Annotated in this window: 13 protein-coding genes; 10 read left to right on the forward strand and 3 right to left on the reverse strand. The window is 68.4% G+C overall.

Annotation, left to right across the window (positions count from 1 at the left end; genetic code table 11):
- Positions 1-406 precede the first annotated feature (406 nt).
- From mnmG to C693_RS0102655, 7 genes are all read left to right on the forward strand, one after another.
- Entirely contained in the window at positions 407-2,281 is a 1,875-nt protein-coding gene (gene mnmG / locus C693_RS0102625) for a tRNA uridine-5-carboxymethylaminomethyl(34) synthesis enzyme MnmG (RefSeq protein ID WP_017460698.1), read from the forward strand.
- Between the two features lie 66 nt (positions 2,282-2,347).
- Positions 2,348-3,121 carry an RDD family protein gene (locus tag C693_RS0102630; RefSeq protein ID WP_017460699.1) on the forward strand — a complete coding sequence of 258 codons (774 nt, stop codon included), beginning with the start codon at positions 2,348-2,350 and terminating at the stop codon, positions 3,119-3,121.
- Positions 3,122-3,264: 143 nt separating this feature from the next.
- The gene (locus C693_RS0102635) at positions 3,265-5,595 is read left to right on the forward strand and encodes a Tex family protein (RefSeq protein WP_017460700.1); all 2,331 of its coding nucleotides are present in this window, start codon (positions 3,265-3,267) and stop codon (positions 5,593-5,595) included.
- Positions 5,596-5,726: 131 nt separating this feature from the next.
- Entirely contained in the window at positions 5,727-6,098 is a 372-nt protein-coding gene (locus C693_RS20950; RefSeq protein WP_017460701.1) for a DUF805 domain-containing protein, read from the forward strand.
- Positions 6,098-8,341 carry an FAD-binding protein gene (locus C693_RS0102645; RefSeq protein WP_017460702.1) on the forward strand — a complete coding sequence of 748 codons (2,244 nt, stop codon included), beginning with the start codon at positions 6,098-6,100 and terminating at the stop codon, positions 8,339-8,341. The genes C693_RS20950 and C693_RS0102645 overlap by 1 nt, the downstream gene beginning before the upstream one ends.
- A complete protein-coding gene (locus C693_RS0102650; protein ID WP_157798543.1) occupies positions 8,338-9,360 on the forward strand; it encodes a hypothetical protein in 1,023 nt (340 codons plus the stop codon). Before C693_RS0102645 ends, C693_RS0102650 begins: the two co-directional genes overlap by 4 nt.
- A gap of 119 nt (positions 9,361-9,479) precedes the next feature.
- Positions 9,480-11,330, forward strand: a complete 1,851-nt coding sequence (locus C693_RS0102655; protein WP_017460704.1) for an autotransporter domain-containing protein — start codon at positions 9,480-9,482, stop codon at positions 11,328-11,330.
- Between the two features lie 107 nt (positions 11,331-11,437).
- On the opposite strand, the gene C693_RS0102660 is transcribed toward C693_RS0102655, so the two are convergent.
- Complete coding sequence (locus C693_RS0102660; RefSeq protein ID WP_017460705.1) at positions 11,438-12,325, reverse strand: YbaY family lipoprotein; 888 nt, start codon at positions 12,323-12,325, stop codon at positions 11,438-11,440.
- Positions 12,326-12,655: 330 nt separating this feature from the next.
- Here C693_RS0102660 and C693_RS0102665 point away from each other — a divergent pair, with 330 nt between their 5' ends.
- Positions 12,656-13,279: a helix-turn-helix transcriptional regulator gene (locus tag C693_RS0102665; protein ID WP_017460706.1), complete on the forward strand. Its 624-nt coding sequence runs from the start codon at positions 12,656-12,658 to the stop codon at positions 13,277-13,279.
- Positions 13,280-13,348: 69 nt separating this feature from the next.
- Here the strand turns inward: C693_RS0102665 and glyS are convergent, their stop codons facing one another.
- Together glyS and glyQ are read right to left on the reverse strand one after the other, a co-directional pair.
- Entirely contained in the window at positions 13,349-15,493 is a 2,145-nt protein-coding gene (gene glyS / locus C693_RS0102670; RefSeq protein ID WP_017460707.1) for a glycine--tRNA ligase subunit beta, read from the reverse strand.
- The gene (glyQ, locus tag C693_RS0102675; protein WP_017460708.1) at positions 15,490-16,398 is read right to left on the reverse strand and encodes a glycine--tRNA ligase subunit alpha; all 909 of its coding nucleotides are present in this window, start codon (positions 16,396-16,398) and stop codon (positions 15,490-15,492) included. Before glyQ ends, glyS begins: the two co-directional genes overlap by 4 nt.
- Before the next feature lie 97 nt (positions 16,399-16,495).
- Between glyQ and C693_RS0102680 the strand changes: the two genes are divergently transcribed.
- Positions 16,496-18,322: a GspE/PulE family protein gene (locus C693_RS0102680; RefSeq protein ID WP_017460709.1), complete on the forward strand. Its 1,827-nt coding sequence runs from the start codon at positions 16,496-16,498 to the stop codon at positions 18,320-18,322.
- Complete coding sequence (locus C693_RS0102685) at positions 18,319-19,044, forward strand: glutamine amidotransferase (protein ID WP_026107129.1); 726 nt, start codon at positions 18,319-18,321, stop codon at positions 19,042-19,044. Before C693_RS0102680 ends, C693_RS0102685 begins: the two co-directional genes overlap by 4 nt.
- The last annotated feature ends 54 nt before the right edge of the window (positions 19,045-19,098 follow it).

Consider the following 19,098-nt stretch of genomic DNA (forward strand, 5'->3'; position numbering starts at 1 on the left):
AACATCGGCTCACGCCTCCGGTAGTCCGGACTCGAAGATCAGTCCACGAATTTCCGGTTTCTGGCGTCCGGCAACACGGTCATCCTGGATTCCCCCTGTTCCTGAGACCGCCGGACGCCAGATCTCTAAACCCAAGCCCCGCGCCACCTGGCGCGGGGCTTGGCGTTTTGGAAGAGCAAAAAAAGACGGCGCCCGAAGGCGCCGTCGTCGCTTCCTTTTCCCGGCACGCAATGGAACCCCTGTCGTTCCATCTCGGCGCGCCTTGCGGCGCCGCGTCTGCCCGCGAAAAGTGCTGGGGCACGTTTTGCATGAAACATGCCAGTCGCTCGGATCAATACCCCGGATGCGGGGTCGCCGTACCATACCGCCCTATCGCGTCCACTTTTGGACCCAGCAGGTCAGTTCCATGCGTCACCCGACACCTTATGACGTCATCGTGGTCGGCGGCGGTCACGCCGGCACCGAAGCCGCGCTCGCCGCAGCCCGCACCGGCGCGCGCACGCTGCTGCTCAGCCACAACATCGAGACGATCGGCCAGATGAGCTGCAACCCGGCCATCGGCGGCATCGGCAAGGGCCACCTGGTCAAGGAGGTGGACGCGCTGGGCGGCGCGATGGCGCAGGCCGCCGACCGCGCCGGCATCCAGTGGCGCACGCTCAACGCCTCGAAGGGACCAGCCGTACGCGCCACCCGCTGCCAGGCAGACCGCACCTTATATAAGGCGGCGATCCGTCGGATCGTCGAGACCCAGCCGAACCTGGAGCTGTTCCAGCAGGCGGTGGACGACCTGATCATCGAGTGTGGCCGGATCGCCGGCGTGGTCACCCAGATGGGCGTGAGCTTCCATGCCCCGGCGGTGGTGCTCACTGCCGGCACGTTCCTGGCCGGCAAGATCCACATCGGCCCGGCCCAATATGCCGGCGGTCGGGCCGGCGACCCGCCCGCCACCACCCTGGCGCAGCGCCTGCGCGAGCTGCCGGTGGCCGCCGATCGCCTGAAAACCGGCACGCCGCCCCGTATCGATCTGCGCAGCATCGATTTCAGCGAGCTGGAAGAGCAGCCGGGCGACGATCCGGCGCCGGTGTTCTCCTATCTGGGCGCGCGCGAGGAACACCCGCGCCAAGTCAGCTGCTGGATCACCCACACCTCCGCGCGCACCCACGAGCTGATCCGCGGCGCGCTGGACCGCTCGCCGCTCTACAGCGGCCAGATCGAGGGCACCGGCCCGCGCTACTGCCCGTCGATCGAGGACAAGGTGGTGCGCTTCGCCGAGAAGGATTCGCACCAGGTGTTCATCGAGCCGGAAGGTCTGGACACCCTCGAGATCTACCCCAACGGCATCTCCACCTCGCTGCCGTTCGACGTGCAGCTGGAACTGGTCCGGTCGATCAAGGGCTTCGAACAGGCACACATCACCCGCCCCGGCTACGCCATCGAATACGACTACTTCGATCCGCGCGGCCTGCAGCCGTGGCTGGAGACCAAAGCCATCGGCGGGCTGTACTTCGCCGGGCAGATCAACGGCACCACTGGCTACGAGGAAGCCGCCGCGCAGGGCGTGATCGCCGGCCTGAACGCCGCGCTCGCCACGCAGGGCAAGGCGCCGTGGTATCCGCGCCGCGACGAGGCATACATCGGCGTGCTGATCGACGACCTCACCACCAACGGCACCATCGAGCCGTACCGCATGTTCACCTCGCGCGCCGAGTACCGGCTGCACCTGCGCGAGGACAACGCCGACCTGCGCCTGACCGAGACCGGCCACGCGCTGGGCGTGGTGCCACAGCCACGCTTCGACGCGCTGCGCGCCAGGCGCGAGGCGGTGGAACGCGAAACGCAGCGGCTCGGGGCGCTTTGGGCAGCGCCGAACAATGCGCTGGGTGCGGCGATCGAGAGGCACCTGGGCATCGCGGTCAGCCGCGAGACCAACGCACTGGACCTGCTGCGCCGGCCGGAGCTGGACTATGCCAAGCTGACCTCGGTCCCCGAGCTGGGTCCGGCGGTCGAGCACGAGCATGTCGCCGCGCAGGTCGAAGTGCAGACTAAGTACGCCGGTTACCTCGAGCGCCAGCGCGAGGAGATCGAGCGCCAGCGCCGCCACGAACACACCACGATCCCGGCAGGTTTCGACTACGACGCGGTGCGCGGCCTGTCCGCCGAGGTGCTGCTCAAGCTCAAGCGCGCGCAGCCGGCGACGATCGGCCAGGCCGCGCGGATCAGCGGTGTCACGCCCGCGGCGATCTCGCTGCTGCTGGTGCACCTGAAGCGCCGGGCGGCCTAGTCGGCGCTCCACGCCCCGGCTCCATGGCATCATGACGCGGTTCGAAACATCGCGAGGCATGCTCACATGGAAATCTGGATCGGCCGCAACGGCGAACGCCACGGCCCCTACAAGGAAGCCGACGTCCGTCAGTGGCTACGCAGCGGCCAGGTGGCCGGCGACGACCTGGGCTGGTACGACGGCCTGGCCGACTGGCAGCCGCTCGCCTCGCTGTTTCCCGACGAGCTGAACCAGGCGACGGCCGCCACGCCCCCGCCGTTTTCCGCTGCACCGCTGCCGGAACAGGCCACCACGGTGGCGCTGGAAGACTACGCGGGGTTCTGGAAGCGCTTCGCGGCCTACATCGTCGATTCGCTGGTGCTGTACATCCCGAACAAGTTGATCATGACGGCGATGGGGGCGGAGGCCGCGCAGGAGCAGCTGAGCAATGCGATCCAGGGGGCGACCGGCAACCCCGACGCGATCCTGCACGCCTACAGCCAGTTCTACGGGGCGATCGGGCCGGCCAGCCTCATCACCTTCGTCGTTGCGTGGCTCTACTTCGCACTGTGCGAAAGCTCTAGCTGGCAGGCCACGCTGGGCAAGATGGCGCTGAGCATCCGCGTCACCGACCTGCACGGCGCGCGCATCTCGCTGCCGCGGGCACTCGGCCGTTATCCGGCCAAGATGCTCAGCGCGATCATCCTGTTCTTCGGCTTCATGATGGCCGGCTGGACGCAGCGCAAACAGGCACTGCACGACATGATCGCCGGCACGCTGGTGCTCAACGGCCGTGCGGCCGGCCAGCGCAACGACCGCCATCAGGATCAGAGCCCTTCCGGCAGCCGTTTCGACGCCTGACGCCGGGCACCACGACCCGCCACGCCGCGGCCTCGCCGCGGCGTTTCTGTCCGCACCGACCGCGCGAGCCCGCTTGTTATCATCGGCGGCCGCTTCGCTTCGCGCCCACGTGGTGCACCGTTTCAAGGAAACCCCGCTCGACCATGCTCAGCATCGAACATCGCATTGCCCAGGACATCGCCGCCAAGCCCGACCAGGTGCGCGCCGCCGTGGATCTGCTCGACGGCGGCGCCACCGTGCCGTTCATCGCGCGCTATCGCAAGGAAGTCACCGGCGGCCTCGACGACACCCAGCTGCGCCTGCTCGAAGAGCGCCTGCGCTACCTGCGCGAGCTGGAAGACCGCCGCGCTGCGGTGCTGGCCAGCATCGAGGAACAGGGCAAGCTCACCGACGCACTGAAGGGCGACATCCTCGCCGCCGACACCAAGGCGCGGCTGGAAGACCTCTACCTGCCGTACAAGCCGAAGCGCCGCACCAAGGCGCAGATCGCCCGCGAGGCCGGGCTGGAACCGCTGGCGCTGGGCCTGCGCGAGGATCCCACCCGCGACCCGGAAGCCTTCGCCGGCGACTTCGTCGACGCGGACAAGGGCGTGGCCGACGTGCGCGCCGCGCTGGATGGCGCGCGCGCCATCCTGATGGAGGCCATCGCCGAGGACGCCACGCTGGTCGGCGAACTGCGCGACTGGCTGTGGGACAAGGGCCAGATCCGCGCCCGGGTGGTCGAGGGCAAGGAGAACGAGGGCGCCAAGTTCCGCGACTACTTCGACCACGTCGAACCGATCGGCAAGATCCCTTCGCACCGCCTGCTGGCACTGATGCGCGCGCGCAACGAGGGCGTGATCGAGCTGGAACTGTCGCCCGCGCTCGATCCCGAGCAGGGCCACGCCGAAGGCGAGGGTCGCGTGGCTGCGCACGCCAACATCCATGATCGCGGCCGTGCCGCCGACGCGTGGCTGCGCGAGACCGTGCGCCTGACCTGGCGCGTGAAGCTGCACCTGCATCTCACGCTCGATCTTTTCGGCCGCGTGCGCGAGGGCGCCGAGGACGAGGCGATCCGCGTGTTCGGCGACAACCTCAAGGACCTGATGCTGGCCGCACCGGCCGGCGCGAAGACGGTGATGGGGCTGGACCCGGGCATCCGCACCGGCGTGAAGGTGGCGGTGGTCGACCCGACCGGCAAACTGCTGGCCACCGACACCATCTACCCGCACGAGCCGCGGCGGCAGTGGAACGAGTCGCTGGCCGCGCTGGCCCGCCTGTGCCAGAAGCACGGCGTGGACCTGATCGCGATCGGCAACGGCACCGCCTCGCGCGAGACCGACAAGCTGGCCGGCGAGCTGATCAAGGGGCTGGCCAAGAGCCATCCGCAGCACAAGCTCTCGAAGGTGGTGGTGAGCGAGGCCGGCGCCTCGGTGTATTCGGCCTCCGAGACCGCCGCCAAGGAATTCCCCGACCTCGACGTGAGCCTGCGCGGCGCCGTCTCCATCGCGCGCCGGCTGCAGGATCCGCTGGCCGAGCTGGTGAAGATCGAGCCCAAGGCGATCGGCGTCGGCCAGTACCAGCACGACGTCAACCAGGTGAAGCTGGCGCGCGCACTGGACGCCAGGGTCGAAGACTGCGTGAACGCCGTCGGCGTGGACGTGAACACCGCCTCGGCCGCCCTGCTCTCACGCGTCGCCGGCCTGAGCCCGTCGGTGGCCGAGAACGTGGTGAAGCACCGCGACGCCAACGGCCCGTTCGCCAACCGCAAGGCACTGCTGAAGGTGCCGCGCCTGGGCGACAAGGCGTTCGAGCAGTGCGCGGGCTTCCTGCGCGTGCCCAACGGCGACAACCCGCTGGATGCCAGCGCGGTGCACCCGGAAGCCTATCCGGTGGTCGAGCGGATCATCGCCCAGTGCGGCCGCGAGGTGCGCAACATCATCGGCGACACCGGCTTCCTGCGCGGCCTCAAGGCCGAGCAGTTCACCGACGAGCAGTTCGGCGTGCCGACCGTGCGCGACATCCTCAAGGAACTGGAGAAGCCCGGCCGCGACCCGCGACCCGAGTTCGTCGCGCCGAGCTTCGCCGAAGGCGTGGAGGACGTGAAGGACCTGCGCCCCGGCATGATCCTGGAAGGCCGCGTCACCAACGTCGCCGCGTTCGGCGCCTTCGTCGACATCGGCGTGCACCAGGACGGCCTGGTCCACGTCTCGGCGCTGTCGCACACCTTCGTGAAGGACCCGCGCGACGCGGTGAAGGCCGGCGACATCGTCAAGGTCAAGGTGATGGAGGTCGACCTGCCGCGCCAGCGCATCGGCCTGTCGATGCGGCTGGACGACGAACCGGGCCAGAGCCGCGGTCGCCCCGCCGGCCAGGGGGGCGATCCGCGCCGCGACAATCGGGGGCCGCGCCCCGGCGGCGGTCAGCCGAAGCCGTCCGCACCACCGATCAACAGCGCCTTCGCCGACGCCCTGCTGCGCGCCAAGCAGCGCTGATCCCCGGCACGACCCGCGCGGGATGCGCGGGCCATGTCCGTTGGGCCGGAGCGGCATGACCACCGCTCCGGGACACCTGGGCTAGACTGCCGCGACGCGGGGTCATGCCCGCGCAAGGGAATGCGGGAACGATGCGAACGATCCAGAGCTGGTTCGGTTTCGGCGGGCGCCTGCGGCGCGCGCGCTTCCTCGGCATGGCGCTGGCCAGCGCGATCGCCTTCATCGTGCTCTACCTGGCGATCGACCGCTTCAGCCACGCGGCCACGCTGGTGCTTTATCCGCCGGCGTTCGCGATATGGCTGTCGCTGGCAGTGCGGCGCCTGCACGACCAGTCGCGGCGCGGCTGGTGGCTGCTGTGGCTGCTCGTGCCGCTGGCTGGCCCGCTGCTGCTGGGGACGCTGCTGCTGGTCGCCCGCGGTACCCGGGGCGACAACCCGTTCGGCGAAGACCCGCGCCTCGAAGGCCGGGATTACCTGACCGTCCGCATCCACGAGGCCGCCTGATGCGCGCGCCCGAGCAGGCCGGCCTCGTCGTCAACGACGTCACGCGACTGAATCCGGTGCCGGTCTGGGCGGTGTCCGCACCGACCAGCGTGGACGAAATCCGCGACGCCGTGCGCCGCGCCGACGGCCCGATATCCGTCGGCGGTGGACATTTCAGCATGGGTGGGCAGACCGCCAGCCCGGGCAGCCTGCACCTGGATATGCGGCGTCTCAACCGCATCCTGGCGTTCCAGCCCGAGCAACAGTTGCTGCGCGTGCAGGCGGGGGTGCGATGGTGCGACATCCAGCGCTTCGTCGATCCGCACGATCTGGCAGTGCAGGTCATGCAGACCTACGCCAACTTCACTGTCGGCGGATCGCTCAGCGTCAACGCGCACGGTCGCTATGTCGGACTCGGCCCGCTGATCCTGTCGGTGCGACGGATCGCGGTGGTGCTTGCCGATGGTTCGCTGATGGAAGCCTCGCCGGACAAGAACAGCGAGTTGTTCCATGGCTGCATCGGTGGCTACGGCGCACTGGGCGTGATCGTCGAAGCGGAACTGGCATTGACCCGCAACGCGCGCGTGCGGCGCGAACACGCCTGCATGCCCACCCGCGACTATGCCCGCTGGTTCCGCGAAACGGTGCGCCATGCCCCCGACGCCGTGTTCCACAACGCCGACCTGTATCCGCCGCACTACACACACGCACGCGCCGTGACCTGGCGCACTACCAACGAAGCGGCCACGGTGCGCGATCGCCTGCAGGTGCCGCGTCGGCGCTATCCGCTGCAGCGCTACTTCCTCTGGGCATTCACCGAGACGCCCTCGGGCAAGTGGCGGCGCCAGCGCCTGCTCGATCCGCTGATCTATCTCAAGCGGCCGGTGCACTGGCGCAACTACGAGGCCGGTTACGACGCCGGCGAGCTGGAGCCGGGCTCGCGCCGGCACGCCACCTACGTACTGCAGGAATACTTCGTTCCGGTGGCGCGGCTGGACGACTTCGTCCTCCGCATGGCCGGGATTCTCCGGCGGCACCGGGTGAACGCGGTCAATGTCTCGGTCCGCCACGCCTTCGCCGACCCCGGCTCGTTGTTGGCCTGGGCGTCGGAAGAGGTGTTCGCCTTCGTGCTGTATTACAAGCAGCGCACGCGGGAGAACGCGAAGGCTCGCGTAGCAGTGTGGACACGCGAGTTGATCGATGCGGCACTGGCCTGCGGCGGCCGCTACTACCTGCCCTACCAGCCACACGCCACGCGCGAGCAGTTCCACCGCGCCTATCCGCGTGCCCGCGAGCTGTTCGCGCTCAAGCGCCGGCTCGATCCCGACTACCGCTGGCGCAACGTGCTCTGGGACACCTACTACGCACCGGAGCTGGCGCCGGACATGGAGGCCACCGCCGCCCCGCCCGCCAGGGGTGACTTCCAGACCGTCTACGGCACGGTAACCGGCAGCGACGGCTTCTACCGCTTCCTGCAGAACGTCTACCGGCTGTACCCGGAGGACCGCTTCCACACGCTGATCGCCGAGCTGGTGCGCCAGCATCCGGGCGACGACGAAGCCGTCTATCGCGCGCTGCAGGTGCGGCTGCCGGCGATCAAGCCGTTCCTGGCCGAGCTGAGCTACGCACTGCCCTCGCTGGCGCGGCAGAAGCGCGAGATGACCCGTCAGACCCTGCAACTGCTGGGCGAGCGGCGCCGCTTCGACGGCTACCTGGAGATCGGCAGCACCGGGCGCTACCTCAGCCACCTGCGCAAGGCGCTGCAGCTGCACGGCGACCGTGTCCTGGTCAACGACATCGCCCCCGGCCACTCGCCGGTGGATATCGTCGAACGCGGCGGCCTGCGCCAGCACGCCCGCTACGTGCCGCTGGACGACTACGCGCCGCTGCCCGCCCAGGCGCTGGCCGATGCGTCGATCGAGCTGGTCACCTGCTACATCGGCCTGCACCACGCACCGCTCGACCGGCTCGACGATTTCATCGCCTCGATCGTGCGCGTGCTGCGTCCCGGCGGGCTGTTCATCCTGCGCGACCACGATGTGGTCGATGAGGACATGCGCGCCATGGCGGCACTGGCGCACGCGGTGTTCAACGCCGGCCTGGGCACGCCGTGGGAGGAGAACGCGCGTGAGCTGCGACACTTCCGCAGCATCGATGCCTGGATCGAGCGGCTGCAGCGTCACGGGCTGACGCAGGTCGGACCACGGCTGCTGCAGGCCAACGACCCGACGCTCAACGCCCTGCTGTGTTTCCGTCGCGCATGATGACCTGGCTGCGCGCGCTGCTGCTGAGCGGTGCCACCGCGCTCTCGGTGGGTGCCGCTGTCGGCGCGACGGATCCGGGCGCGTTGCACGTGCCGGTGTCAGACCGGCGCGCGCCGGCACAGACCTACCTCACCTTCCCGGAATGGTTCCTGGTATTCAGTCCGGCCGAATACGCCGACCTGCTGCGCCACGAAAGCCCCGACGCCTTCCCCTGGTTCGCCCACATCGGCCAGTTCTGGAGCGCCTACGGCCGGGTGATCGAGGCCACGCGTCACGACCCCTTCGACGGCGAGTACCACACGATGATCGTCGTCATCGGCACCAGCACCACCGTCGAGTACGGCCTGCGCGGAACCTACGAGACCCTGGTTGGGCGCCTGACCGCACTGACCGCGGCGCCGGATGCCACGCCCGAGGACCAACTGGCCGCGCGCGAAGCGCAGGACTACGTCGACTTCATCCGCGTGCGGCCGTGGTACGAGTTCGACTTCGCCGCGCGGTTGAAAGCCCTGTGGACAAGCACGCCGCTGACCGGGCCGCACCTGCTGCGCAAATGGGAACGCCGCTACCTGCTGACCTCCGAGTGGGGTGCCAAGGCCATCTACGGCTGGCTGATCGGCAAGGCGACCCACGCCGCCTACGAGGTGCCGAAGGACACCACGCTGGCCGTGGTCCGGGGGCTGCCCGCCGACCTCGCGGTGCCGGGCATGCAACGCCTGCGCACACAGGGCAACGAGGCGCTGGTGGCGCTGCCGCGCTACCAGGCGTTTACCGCGGTCGCCACGGCCCTGGCGCGGCGCGGCGTGCAGTTCGTGGAGATCGCCGGCAACCGGGGAGCGATCCTGGTCAGCCGGATCGTGCCGGTGTCGGCCCCGGTGCCGAGCGCCGGTCACGTCCTCATCCGCCAGCCGATCCTGACCCGGCCGGGCTGGCAACGGCAGGCGCTGGAGGTTCCGGTGACGGATCTCTCCGGCGTTCTTGCCGACGGCGACACGGTCGAACACGTGTTCGACTACTGACGGCGGATCGGCCACCATGCCCGCCCCGGCGCGATGCAACGCAGCATGCGCTCCGGTATGGAAGGGATTAACGTAACCCGGTCATAACAAAACCAACCCGGCTTCAGGAGCTTCAACACATGCCCCGTACCCGTCTTCTCGTCGGCGCCATCGTCGCCGGTCTGCTGGCCAGCCAGGCAGCCAGCGCCACCCAGTTCAGCCAGGTCGTCATCATCGGCGACAGCCTCAGCGACGGCGGCAACCTGTCGCTGGCTCTCGGCGCGCCGTCGCCCACGCGCTTCACCACCAACCCGGGCGAGACCGCCCCCGAGCTGGTCGCCGATGGCCTGGGTCATCCCACCACCGCCTCGCTGCTGGGTGGCACCAACTTCGCCTTCGGCGGTGCGGGCCTGGTCAACAACTCGTCGGCCGGTCCGATCCCGACCCTGCCGCAGCAGCTGGGCATGTACCTGACCGCGACCGGCGGCCAGGCCGACCCCAACGCGCTGTACCAGGTGTGGGGCGGCGCCAACGACATCTTCTACCTGACCGCGACCACCACCGACACCGCGGCGCTGGTCACCGGTACCGCCACCGCGGCACAGACCGAACTCGGCCTGCTCGGCCAGTTGCAGGCCGCCGGCGGCCGCTACGTGGTGGTGTACAACCTGCCGGACATCGGCAAGACCCCGTCGGCGATGGCCGGTGGCGCTGCGGCATCGGCCGGCGCGACCCAGCTCTCGGTGATCTACAACAGCACGCTGAGCAGCGGCCTGTCGCAGCTCAGCGCCGGCGGCCTGAACGTCATCCCGGTGAACACCTACGGGCTGATCAACGAAGTGATCGCCAACCCCGGCGCCTACGGCTTCAGCAACGTCACCGACGCCGCCTGCGGCCTGACCTCGAGCTCCGTGCAGTGCGGCCCGCAGGGCTCCGGCCTGCCCTACAGCTATGCGGCCGGCACCGATCAGAGCTATCTGTTCGCCGACGGCGTGCACCCGACCACTGCCGCACACCGCCTGCTTTCCCAGGTGGTGCTGGCCGAGATCGCCGCGCCCGGCCAGGTGTCGATGCTGGGCGAGGCTCCGCTGGCGTCGACCGCCGCGCAGTACCGGGCGATCCGCAACGAAATGCTGGCCGACGGCCAGGGCAGCGGCACGCGCATGTTCGCCGCACTCGACTACGGTCACCAGCGCTTCGACGCGACCGACGCCTCGCCGAAGACCAGCAGCAACAACGCCAACCTTACCGTCGGCGCGGACGTGCGTACCGGCGACCACACCACCGTGGGCGTCTCGCTGGGCCTGGGCCAGAACAAGGCCGACTTCCGGGGCAATACCGGCGGCTACAAGCTGCAGGACATCTCCGGTCAGCTGTTCGCCACGTACTCCAACGGCGGCGGCTACGTCGGCGGCTTTGCCAGCTTCGGTCAGTCGAACTTCAAGGACATCGAACGGCGCATCCAGATCGGTCCCGCCGTCCGTGTGGAAAGCGGCAAGGCCGACGGCTCGCACCTGGGCGCTGGCGTCGAGGGCGGCTGGTGGTTCAACGTCGGCCAGTCGCTGAAGACCGGTCCATTCGCCCACGTCGAATGGCAGACCATCAAGGTCAACGGCTACAGCGAGAGCGGCAGCGACTCCACCGCGATGTACTTCGGTCGCCAGCAGCGCGATGCGCTGATCAGCTCGCTGGGTTGGCGCCTGATGGGTTCGTGGAAGGTCAACGACCTGCAGATGGCTCCGTTCGTCGAACTGGCCTGGAACCGCGACAGCAAGGCCGACCCGCGTACCGTGATGGCCGGCCTGAACACCATGGGCGGCACGTTTGCGCTGTCCGGCTTCGCGCCGGACAAGACCTGGGGCAGTGCCGACATCGGCCTGTCGGCCCAGCTCACGCCGAGCGTGAGCAGCTGGATTTCGGTCAACAGCCGCTTCAGCGACAGCACCCAGAAGAACACCGGCGTGAACCTGGGATTCAAGGTCGCGTTCTGACCCGGCCGCCCGGCCAACAAAAAAGCCGTCCGCGATGCGGACGGCTTTTTTTTAGCTCTCGTTCGGGAGCGCCGGTGGGCGCGATCCCGGAAGGGCAACCGCGCGGCTTACTTGCCGGCGAGCTTCAGGATGTTCTCGGCCTGGCTCTTGAGGCTGGCCGCTTCGCTGTCGGAAAGGTCGCTGGTCTTGCCGCCACTCAGCACCTGACGAAGCACCGGCTTGCCATCGACGTCCCAGCTCACGCGCTCGGTGCTGCTGACCTTGGCGTCCTTGCTGGACTTCTTCTGCTGCACGGCCACCCACGGCTTGCCTGCCTTGTAGGCGTAGTCGGTGTCGGTGAAGCCCTTGTCGCCGTAGTCGACCTGCTCGCGGATGAACTGGACCTGCCCGTCGCGGCGGAACACCTGCCAGCCACGCGAAGCGTCCTTCTCCAGCTTCGTGCCCGACTTGATCTTCATGCCGCCGATCTGCTTCTTCAGGTCCTCGAACGCGGCGAGATCCTTCTCGGCCGGAGTCTGCTGGGCGACCAGCTGGATCGAGACCTGGTTGCTGGCGCCCTTGGTCAGCACCGGCGCCTGCAGCGGCATCTCGTAGTTGCGGTCGCCGTCCACCATGTGCGCCTTGACCACGTACAGGTTGTTCGGGTTGATCTTGGCCGGATCGAAGTCCAGTTCGAAGCTGACCGGGAACGACCCGACCGGCGAGATCGTCTTGGTCACGATCGGCGCGTTGGGGGCTGCGGCAGTCGCGTCGCCGTTGGCGTCGGTCGGCGCCGCCGACACGTCGACCAGGCTTACTTCCAGCGAGGCCTGCGGCGAGAGCTGTGCCGGTTCGCGCAGGGTGATCTGGCCGGTCACCTTGTTGTTCGCCTGCGGAGCCGCAGCCGAAGCGGCGTCGGCGGGGCCACCGTTCGCCTGGGGCGATTGGGTGGAGCTGTTGCAGCCGGCCAGTGCCAGCGCCGTCACCGAAACCAGCGACCAAATTACCTTGCGCATCGTGGAACCTCATCGAACGGTTTGAAACGGGCACGAGCCCTGTCTGGCGCGCTCGCGCCTCGCAAGGCACCGCGGGGGAAGTGGTCAAGCTTAGCCCAAAAAAGCTTGACGGGAAAAGTCAAGATGCCGCTCCGCACGGATGCCATCGCCCGGAGCCGACGGCGAAAGGGAGCGGAAAGCCGCAAGATGTTGTCTGTAGAGGGCTGCACGGCAGCGGCTTCCCCCTTCTCGAAGGAACGATCAGGCCTGAATAGCTGTCCAGATTCAGCTGGCGTGTCGGGATTCCGTTCCGGCGCCTTCCCTTAGCGGTCATCAACCCCTGGCACGATCATGAATACTCGCCGCGCATCGCTTCTTCCCCCCTCGCTTTCCGAGACCAGCCGCCTCGAGCCGGTCCCCAATCCCAGCAACAGCTTCGCCGAGCGCATCCGCCTGCTCATCCAGCGCGTCGGCAGCGCCACCGAGATCGCGCGCATGTGCGGCTTTTCCGAAGGCGTGGTGCGAAGTTGGCGCGACGGCAACAGCGATCCCTCGCGCGCCCGCTGCGTCACGCTCGCCAAGACTCTGGGCATCTCCCTGGTGTGGCTGGTTGCCGGTGAAGGCGCGATCCAGCCGGACGCCGTGAACAAGGCCGCCGAGGAGCAGTCGACGACCGAAGTGAGCGGACCGACCCGCAACCGGGAACCGTCGCTTGCACAGGGTCTTGGCGCCAGCCATCAGCAGATCAGCGATGGGCACGGCGACGATCGGCGCCTGGCCGCGGCCCGCCGACTGCTGCAATCCAACCTGGCGCTGGCCGGTGCACAGCCGGACCCGGCCGAGCAGGAGCGGATGCTCGCGGCGCTCTACGAGATCGTCGGTCCGGAAGGTACCCGCATCGATGCCGATGCGCTGCTGGCATTCCAGCAGGCGCTGGCGGAGCGGAACCCACAGGACATCCGCACTCTGGCCTGAAGCCGCTCCATCTTCATCCCGGCCAAGCAAAGAAGGGCAGCGCCTGGCGCTGCCCTTCTGCTGCCCGCCCTACAGCAGCGCGATGTCGGCCACGGCGCTGAACTGCGATTTCAGGTGTGCGAGCAGGGCCAGGCGGTTGGCGCGCACGGCCGGGTCTTCGGCATTCACCAGCACGGCATCGAAGAACGCGTCCACCGGCCCCTGCAGCAGGGCGAGGCGCTCCAGCACACGGCCGTAGTCGCGCGAGCCCCACGCCTCCCGGGTCTCCCGGTCCGCTGCTTCCAGCGCGTCGGCGAGCGCGTGCTCGGCGGGCAGCTCGAAGCGCGTGGGGTCGACGGTCCGGGCCACGGCCGAACCGGACTCCTCGGCCTGCTTGCGCAACAGATTGGCCACCCGCTTGTTGGCAGCGGCCAGGCTGGTTGCTTCGGGGCGACGGGAAAAATCGGCCAGCGCACGCAGGCGGCGGTCGAAATCGGCCAGGCTCCCCGGCGCAACGGCCAGCACGGCCTCGAACGACTGCCCGTCGAAGCCCCGCTCGGTGTAGTAGCCGCGCAAACGGTCGAGCACGAACTCATGCAGTTCGCGGCGCAGCTCGGCGCGACGCTGTCCGGCGTCGAACGGCGGCTGGCTACCGTCCTTGCCGGGCTTGATGCCTGCCTGCAGGGCGGCATCCGGCAGCAGCTCCAGGGCCTCGGCGAAGGCGGCGTCCAGGTCGATCTCCAGGCCGGCTTCGACCAGGGTGCGGGCCAGACCCAGCGCGGCGCGGCGCAGCGCGAAGGGATCCTTGCTGCCACTGGGTTTCAGGCCGACCGCGAAAATGCCGGCCAGCGTGTCCAGGCGCTCGGCCACGGCGACCACCCGACCCACGGCATCCGCCGCGATGGCATCGCCGGCGAAGCGCGGCTGGTAGAAGCTGTCCAGCGCCAGCGCCACCGCCTCGGGCTCGCCCTGCCGGCTGGCGTAGTAGCGGCCCATCACGCCCTGCAGCTCGGGGAACTCGCCCACCATGCGGGTCAGCAGGTCGCACTTGGCCAGGCTGGCGGCGCGCGTGGCGGCGCCGGCATCGACACCAACCCGACTGGCGATGACACGGGCCAGCTCGGCCACGCGTACGGTCTTGTCCCACAGGCTGCCCAGCGACTGCTGGTAGGTGACGTTCTTCAGCGCCTCCTGGTAGCTGGCCAGGGGCGTTTTCAGGTCTTCGTCCCAGAAGAACTTGGCGTCGGCGAAGCGCGGGCGGATCACCCGCTCGTAGCCCTTGCGGATCTCCGTGGGGTCGCGGCTGTCGACGTTGGCGATGCCGATGAAATGCTCGGTGAGCCGCCCCTGGGCGTCGAACACCGGAACGAACTTCTGGTTGGCCTCCATCGTGGTGACCAGCGCCTCCGGCGGCACCGCGAGGAACTCCGGTTCGAAGGTGCAGGCGATCGCCACCGGCCACTCGGTGAGGTTGGCGATCTCCTCCAGCAGCGCGTCGTCGAGGCGCGGCACGCCGCCGGTCTGCACCGCGACGCGTGCCACCTCCTCGCGGATGCGGGCACGACGGGCGGCCGGATCGGCGATGACCTTGGCGGCGAGCAGCGCGTCTTCCCAGCTGTCGGCATCGACCACGTGGATCGGCTGCGGATGCATGAAGCGATGGCCACGCGACTTGCGGCCGCTCTTCAGGCCAAGCACCTCGCCGTCGATGATGGTGGTTCCGTGCAGCATCACCAGCCAGTGCACCGGACGCACGAAGCTGTAGTCATGGTCGGACCAGCGCATCGGCTTGGGAATCGGCAGCGCCTTCAGCGCCTCGGCGACGATGTCCGGGACCAGATCGGCGACCAGCTGGCCGGGCTTCACGCTTCGGTAGACGAACCACGCGCCCTTGTCGGTCTCGAGCTTTTCCAGCGCGTCCACGCCGACGCCGCAGGACTGGGCGAAGCCCAGCAGCGCCTTGGCCGGCTGGCCATCCGCGCCGATGCCCGCAGACACCGCGGGGCCGCGACGCTCGATCACCTGCTCCGGCTGGGCGAACGCCACATCCGGTACGTAGACCGCCAGGCGACGCGGTGTGGCATAGACCCGGGCGGCATCCAGACCGGCATCGATGCCGCGTCGGGCCAGCCCGTCGCAGACACCACGGGCGAAGGCGGCAGCCAGTTCGTCCAGCGCCTTCGGCGGCAGCTCCTCGGTGCCCAGTTCGATCAGCAACGGTTTGGCGGCGCTCATGCAGCCTGCTCCTTGGTGTTCTTCAGGCCCGGGAATCCGAGCTTTTCACGTTGTGCCACATACGCTTCGGCCACCGCGCGGGCCAGCGTGCGCACGCGCAGGATGTAGCGCTGGCGCTCGGTCACGCTGATCGCGCGACGGGCATCGAGCAGGTTGAAGGTGTGACTGGCCTTCATCACCTGCTCGTAGGCCGGCAACGGCAGGCCGGCGGCGATCAGCTGGTTGGCGGTGGCCTCGCACACGTCGAACCAGCGCAGCAGCTCGGGAACGTTGGCGTGCTCGAAGTTGTAGGTGCTCTGCTCGACCTCGTTCTGGTGGAACACGTCGCCGTAGGTGACCACGCCGCGCGGGCCGTCGGTCCAGACCAGGTCGTAGACGTTGTCCACGTTCTGCAGATACATCGCCAGGCGCTCGAGACCGTAGGTGATCTCGCCGGTGACCGGGCGGCACTCCAGGCCGCCGGCCTGCTGGAAGTAGGTGAACTGGGTCACCTCCATGCCGTTGAGCCAGACCTCCCAGCCGAGGCCCCAGGCGCCGAGTGTCGGCGACTCCCAGTTGTCCTCGACGAAGCGCAGGTCGTGCACCAGCGGATCGAGGCCGAGCTCCTTCAGCGAGCCGATGTAGAGATCCAGGATGTTCTCCGGATTCGGCTTCATCACCACCTGATACTGGTAGTAGTGCTGCAGGCGGTTGGGGTTCTCGCCGTAGCGTCCGTCGGTGGGGCGGCGGGACGGCTGCACATAGGCCGCGGCCCAGGGCTCCGGCCCCAGCGCACGCAGGAAGGTGGCAGGATGGAACGTGCCGGCGCCGACCTCGGTGTCGAGGGGCTGCAGCAACACGCAACCCTGCGCCGCCCAGTAGCGGTTGAGGGTCTGGATGACGTCCTGGAAGGTGCGCGCGGACATGGCTTTCCGTGACCTGGGATAAAGCGCGTTAGTATAGCCGGGACCGCATCGCGGCCGGCTTTTCGGCACCCAGGACACCAGGAGTTCCTCCCCCTTCATGGCCACTTCCCCGCAAGGCGCTCCGCTGCTCGGCCGGCGTCATCGCCTCGAGCTGGACGAAGTGCTCGCCGCCCTGGTGGTGGACGGTTACCTCGCTGCCGACGATGCCCGGCAGGTGCGCATGGGCCATCGCGCGGGACGAAGCACGGTGGAGTTGCATCCGCTGGTCGTGGTGTCCCAGGCCAAGTTGCCCAACCGCCGGGAACCGGGGCGACCGCTCGGGCTGGAGACGCTGACCGAGTGGGTGGCCCGACAGGCCGACCTGCCCTACCTGAAGATCGACCCGATGCGCATCAACGTGGCGGCGGTGACCCAGACGGTCAGCCTCGCCTACGCGCAGCGTCATCGCATCCTGCCGGTCGCCGCGTCGCCGGAGGCCATCACGTTCGCGACCTGCGAGCCGTTCGACGCCGGCTGGGCGCGGGATCTGGCGCACATGCTCCGGCGCGACGTACTGCGCGTGGTCTCCAACCCGCTGGACATCCACCGATACCTGCAGGAGTTCTACGGGGTCCAGCGTTCGATCCAGCTGGCGCAGGACGCCAAGGGCGCGGGTGGCTACGATGCCTCGGCCGTGCTCAATTTCGAGCAGCTGGTCGAACTGGGCAAGACCGGGGAGGTCGGCGCCGACGACCGCCATGTCGTGCATATCGTCGACTGGTTGCTGCAGTACGCATTCGAACAGCGCGCCTCGGACATCCATCTCGAGCCACGGCGCGAAGCCGGCAATCTGCGCTTCCGTATCGACGGCGTGATGCACAAGGTGTTCGAGCTGCCGCCGCCGGTCATGACCGCGGTGACCTCGCGGATCAAGATCCTCGGCCGCATGGACGTGTCTGAAAAGCGCCGGCCCCAGGACGGTCGCATCAAGACCCGCTCCGCTGCCGGCCGCGAGGTGGAGTTGCGCCTGTCCACCATGCCGACCGCATTCGGCGAAAAAGTGGTGATGCGCATCTTCGATCCGGACATCGTGTCGAAGAGTTTCGAGCAGCTCGGCTTTTCGGAACAGGAAGGATCGACCTGGCGGTCGATGGTGGAGCGGCCGCACGGTATCGTGCTGGTGACCGGCCCCACCGGTTCGGGCAAGACCACCACGCTGTACTCCACGCTCAAGCACCTGGCGACACCGGAGCTCAACGTGTGCACGGTCGAGGACCCGATCGAAATGGTCAGCCCCGAGCTGAACCAGATGCAGGTACAGGCATCGATCGACCTCGACTTCGCCGCCGGTGTGCGCACCCTGCTGCGGCAGGACCCGGACATCATCATGATCGGCGAGATCCGCGATCTGCCCACGGCGCAGATGGCGGTGCAGGCTTCGCTGACCGGCCACCTAGTGCTGTCTACGCTGCACACCAACGACGCTCCCAGCGCGATCACCCGCCTGCTCGATCTGGGCGTTCCGCACTATCTGATCCAGTCCACTCTCACCGGCGTGGTGGCGCAGCGACTGGTGCGCACGCTCTGCGCCTACTGCAAGGAACCGGCCGCACAGGATCCGGACGAGTGGGTCGCTCTCACCCATGGCTGGACCGTGCCCCTGCCGGAGACGGTCTACCGGCCGGTCGGCTGCCTGGAGTGCCGCAACACCGGCTTCATGGGGCGTACCGGCATCTACGAGATGCTGTCGCTGGGTCGGTCGCTGCGTGCCCTGGTTTCGCCGCAACTCGATCTGGCCAGTCTGAGCCGCGCGGCGCTGGCCGAGGGCATGCGCCCATTGCGTATTTCCGCCGCCGACCAGGTGGCGCTGGGCCTGACCACGGTAAAGGAAGTACTCACCGTGCTCCCGCCGATCGACCCGTCGGACACCTCAGCTGCCGCATGAAGCCTCCGGTCCTTGTCATCCGGACCGGATCCGCTCCCGCCCCGATACGTGGGCGACACGGTGATTTTCCCCAGTGGTTTCGGGTCGCCACAGGCCTGGGGCGCGAACGCGTACGGGAGATCGATGTGGTTTCCGGGGAGACGCTGCCCGCTCCGGACGAGGTAGCTGGCGCGTTCATCACCGGCTCGGCGTCCATGGTGACCGATCGTTCGGCATGGAGTGAGCGAACCGCTGGGTGGATCCGCTCCGCGATGGATCGTGGGCTGCCGTTGTTCGGGGTCTGCTACGGCCATCAGTTGCTGGCGCACGCCCTCGGCGGCCGCGTCGGCTATCTGCCCGGGGGACGCGAGATCGGCACCCTGCCCATCGAGCGGTTGGCCGAAGCGGTCGATGACCCGGTGGCTGGCGCGCTGCCGGGTCGCTTCCACGCTCATACCACCCACGAACAGAGCGTACTGGAGCTTCCCGCGGGGGCCCGCGTGCTCGCGCGCTCCGCCCGGGATCCTCATCACCTGCTGCGATACGGCCCGAACGCGCTGAGCGTGCAGTTCCACCCCGAATTCAACGCCGAGATCATGCGCGCGTATATCCATCGCAAGCGACATGACATGCGACGGGAAGGCAGTGATACACGGCAGGTCTATGCGGCGGTCAATCCGACTCCCTACGCTCGCAGGCTGCTGCGCAGCTTCGTCCAACGACGTCCCCCCACTTTTGAGTAGCACCGTGGTTTGGAGTCCAATCCCCCAACTGATGGAGATTGGACGTGAAAAAGC

The sequence above is a fragment of the Dyella ginsengisoli LA-4 genome, assembly GCF_000334915.1.
Lineage (GTDB): Bacteria > Pseudomonadota > Gammaproteobacteria > Xanthomonadales > Rhodanobacteraceae > Dyella_A > Dyella_A ginsengisoli_A.

Bases quoted from the DNA above. Each gene is read 5' to 3' on its own strand.
- mnmG (WP_017460698.1), top strand. From the start codon at position 407: ATGCGTCACCCGACACCTTATGACGTCATCGTGGTCGGCGGCGGTCAC.
- C693_RS0102630 (WP_017460699.1), top strand. From the start codon at position 2,348: ATGGAAATCTGGATCGGCCGCAACGGCGAACGCCACGGCCCCTACAAG.
- C693_RS0102635 (WP_017460700.1), top strand. From the start codon at position 3,265: ATGCTCAGCATCGAACATCGCATTGCCCAGGACATCGCCGCCAAGCCC.
- C693_RS20950 (WP_017460701.1), top strand. From the start codon at position 5,727: ATGCGAACGATCCAGAGCTGGTTCGGTTTCGGCGGGCGCCTGCGGCGC.
- C693_RS0102645 (WP_017460702.1), top strand. From the start codon at position 6,098: ATGCGCGCGCCCGAGCAGGCCGGCCTCGTCGTCAACGACGTCACGCGA.
- C693_RS0102650 (WP_157798543.1), top strand. From the start codon at position 8,338: ATGATGACCTGGCTGCGCGCGCTGCTGCTGAGCGGTGCCACCGCGCTC.
- C693_RS0102655 (WP_017460704.1), top strand. From the start codon at position 9,480: ATGCCCCGTACCCGTCTTCTCGTCGGCGCCATCGTCGCCGGTCTGCTG.
- C693_RS0102660 (WP_017460705.1), bottom strand. From the start codon at position 12,325: ATGCGCAAGGTAATTTGGTCGCTGGTTTCGGTGACGGCGCTGGCACTG.
- C693_RS0102665 (WP_017460706.1), top strand. From the start codon at position 12,656: ATGAATACTCGCCGCGCATCGCTTCTTCCCCCCTCGCTTTCCGAGACC.
- glyS (WP_017460707.1), bottom strand. From the start codon at position 15,493: ATGAGCGCCGCCAAACCGTTGCTGATCGAACTGGGCACCGAGGAGCTG.
- glyQ (WP_017460708.1), bottom strand. From the start codon at position 16,398: ATGTCCGCGCGCACCTTCCAGGACGTCATCCAGACCCTCAACCGCTAC.
- C693_RS0102680 (WP_017460709.1), top strand. From the start codon at position 16,496: ATGGCCACTTCCCCGCAAGGCGCTCCGCTGCTCGGCCGGCGTCATCGC.
- C693_RS0102685 (WP_026107129.1), top strand. From the start codon at position 18,319: ATGAAGCCTCCGGTCCTTGTCATCCGGACCGGATCCGCTCCCGCCCCG.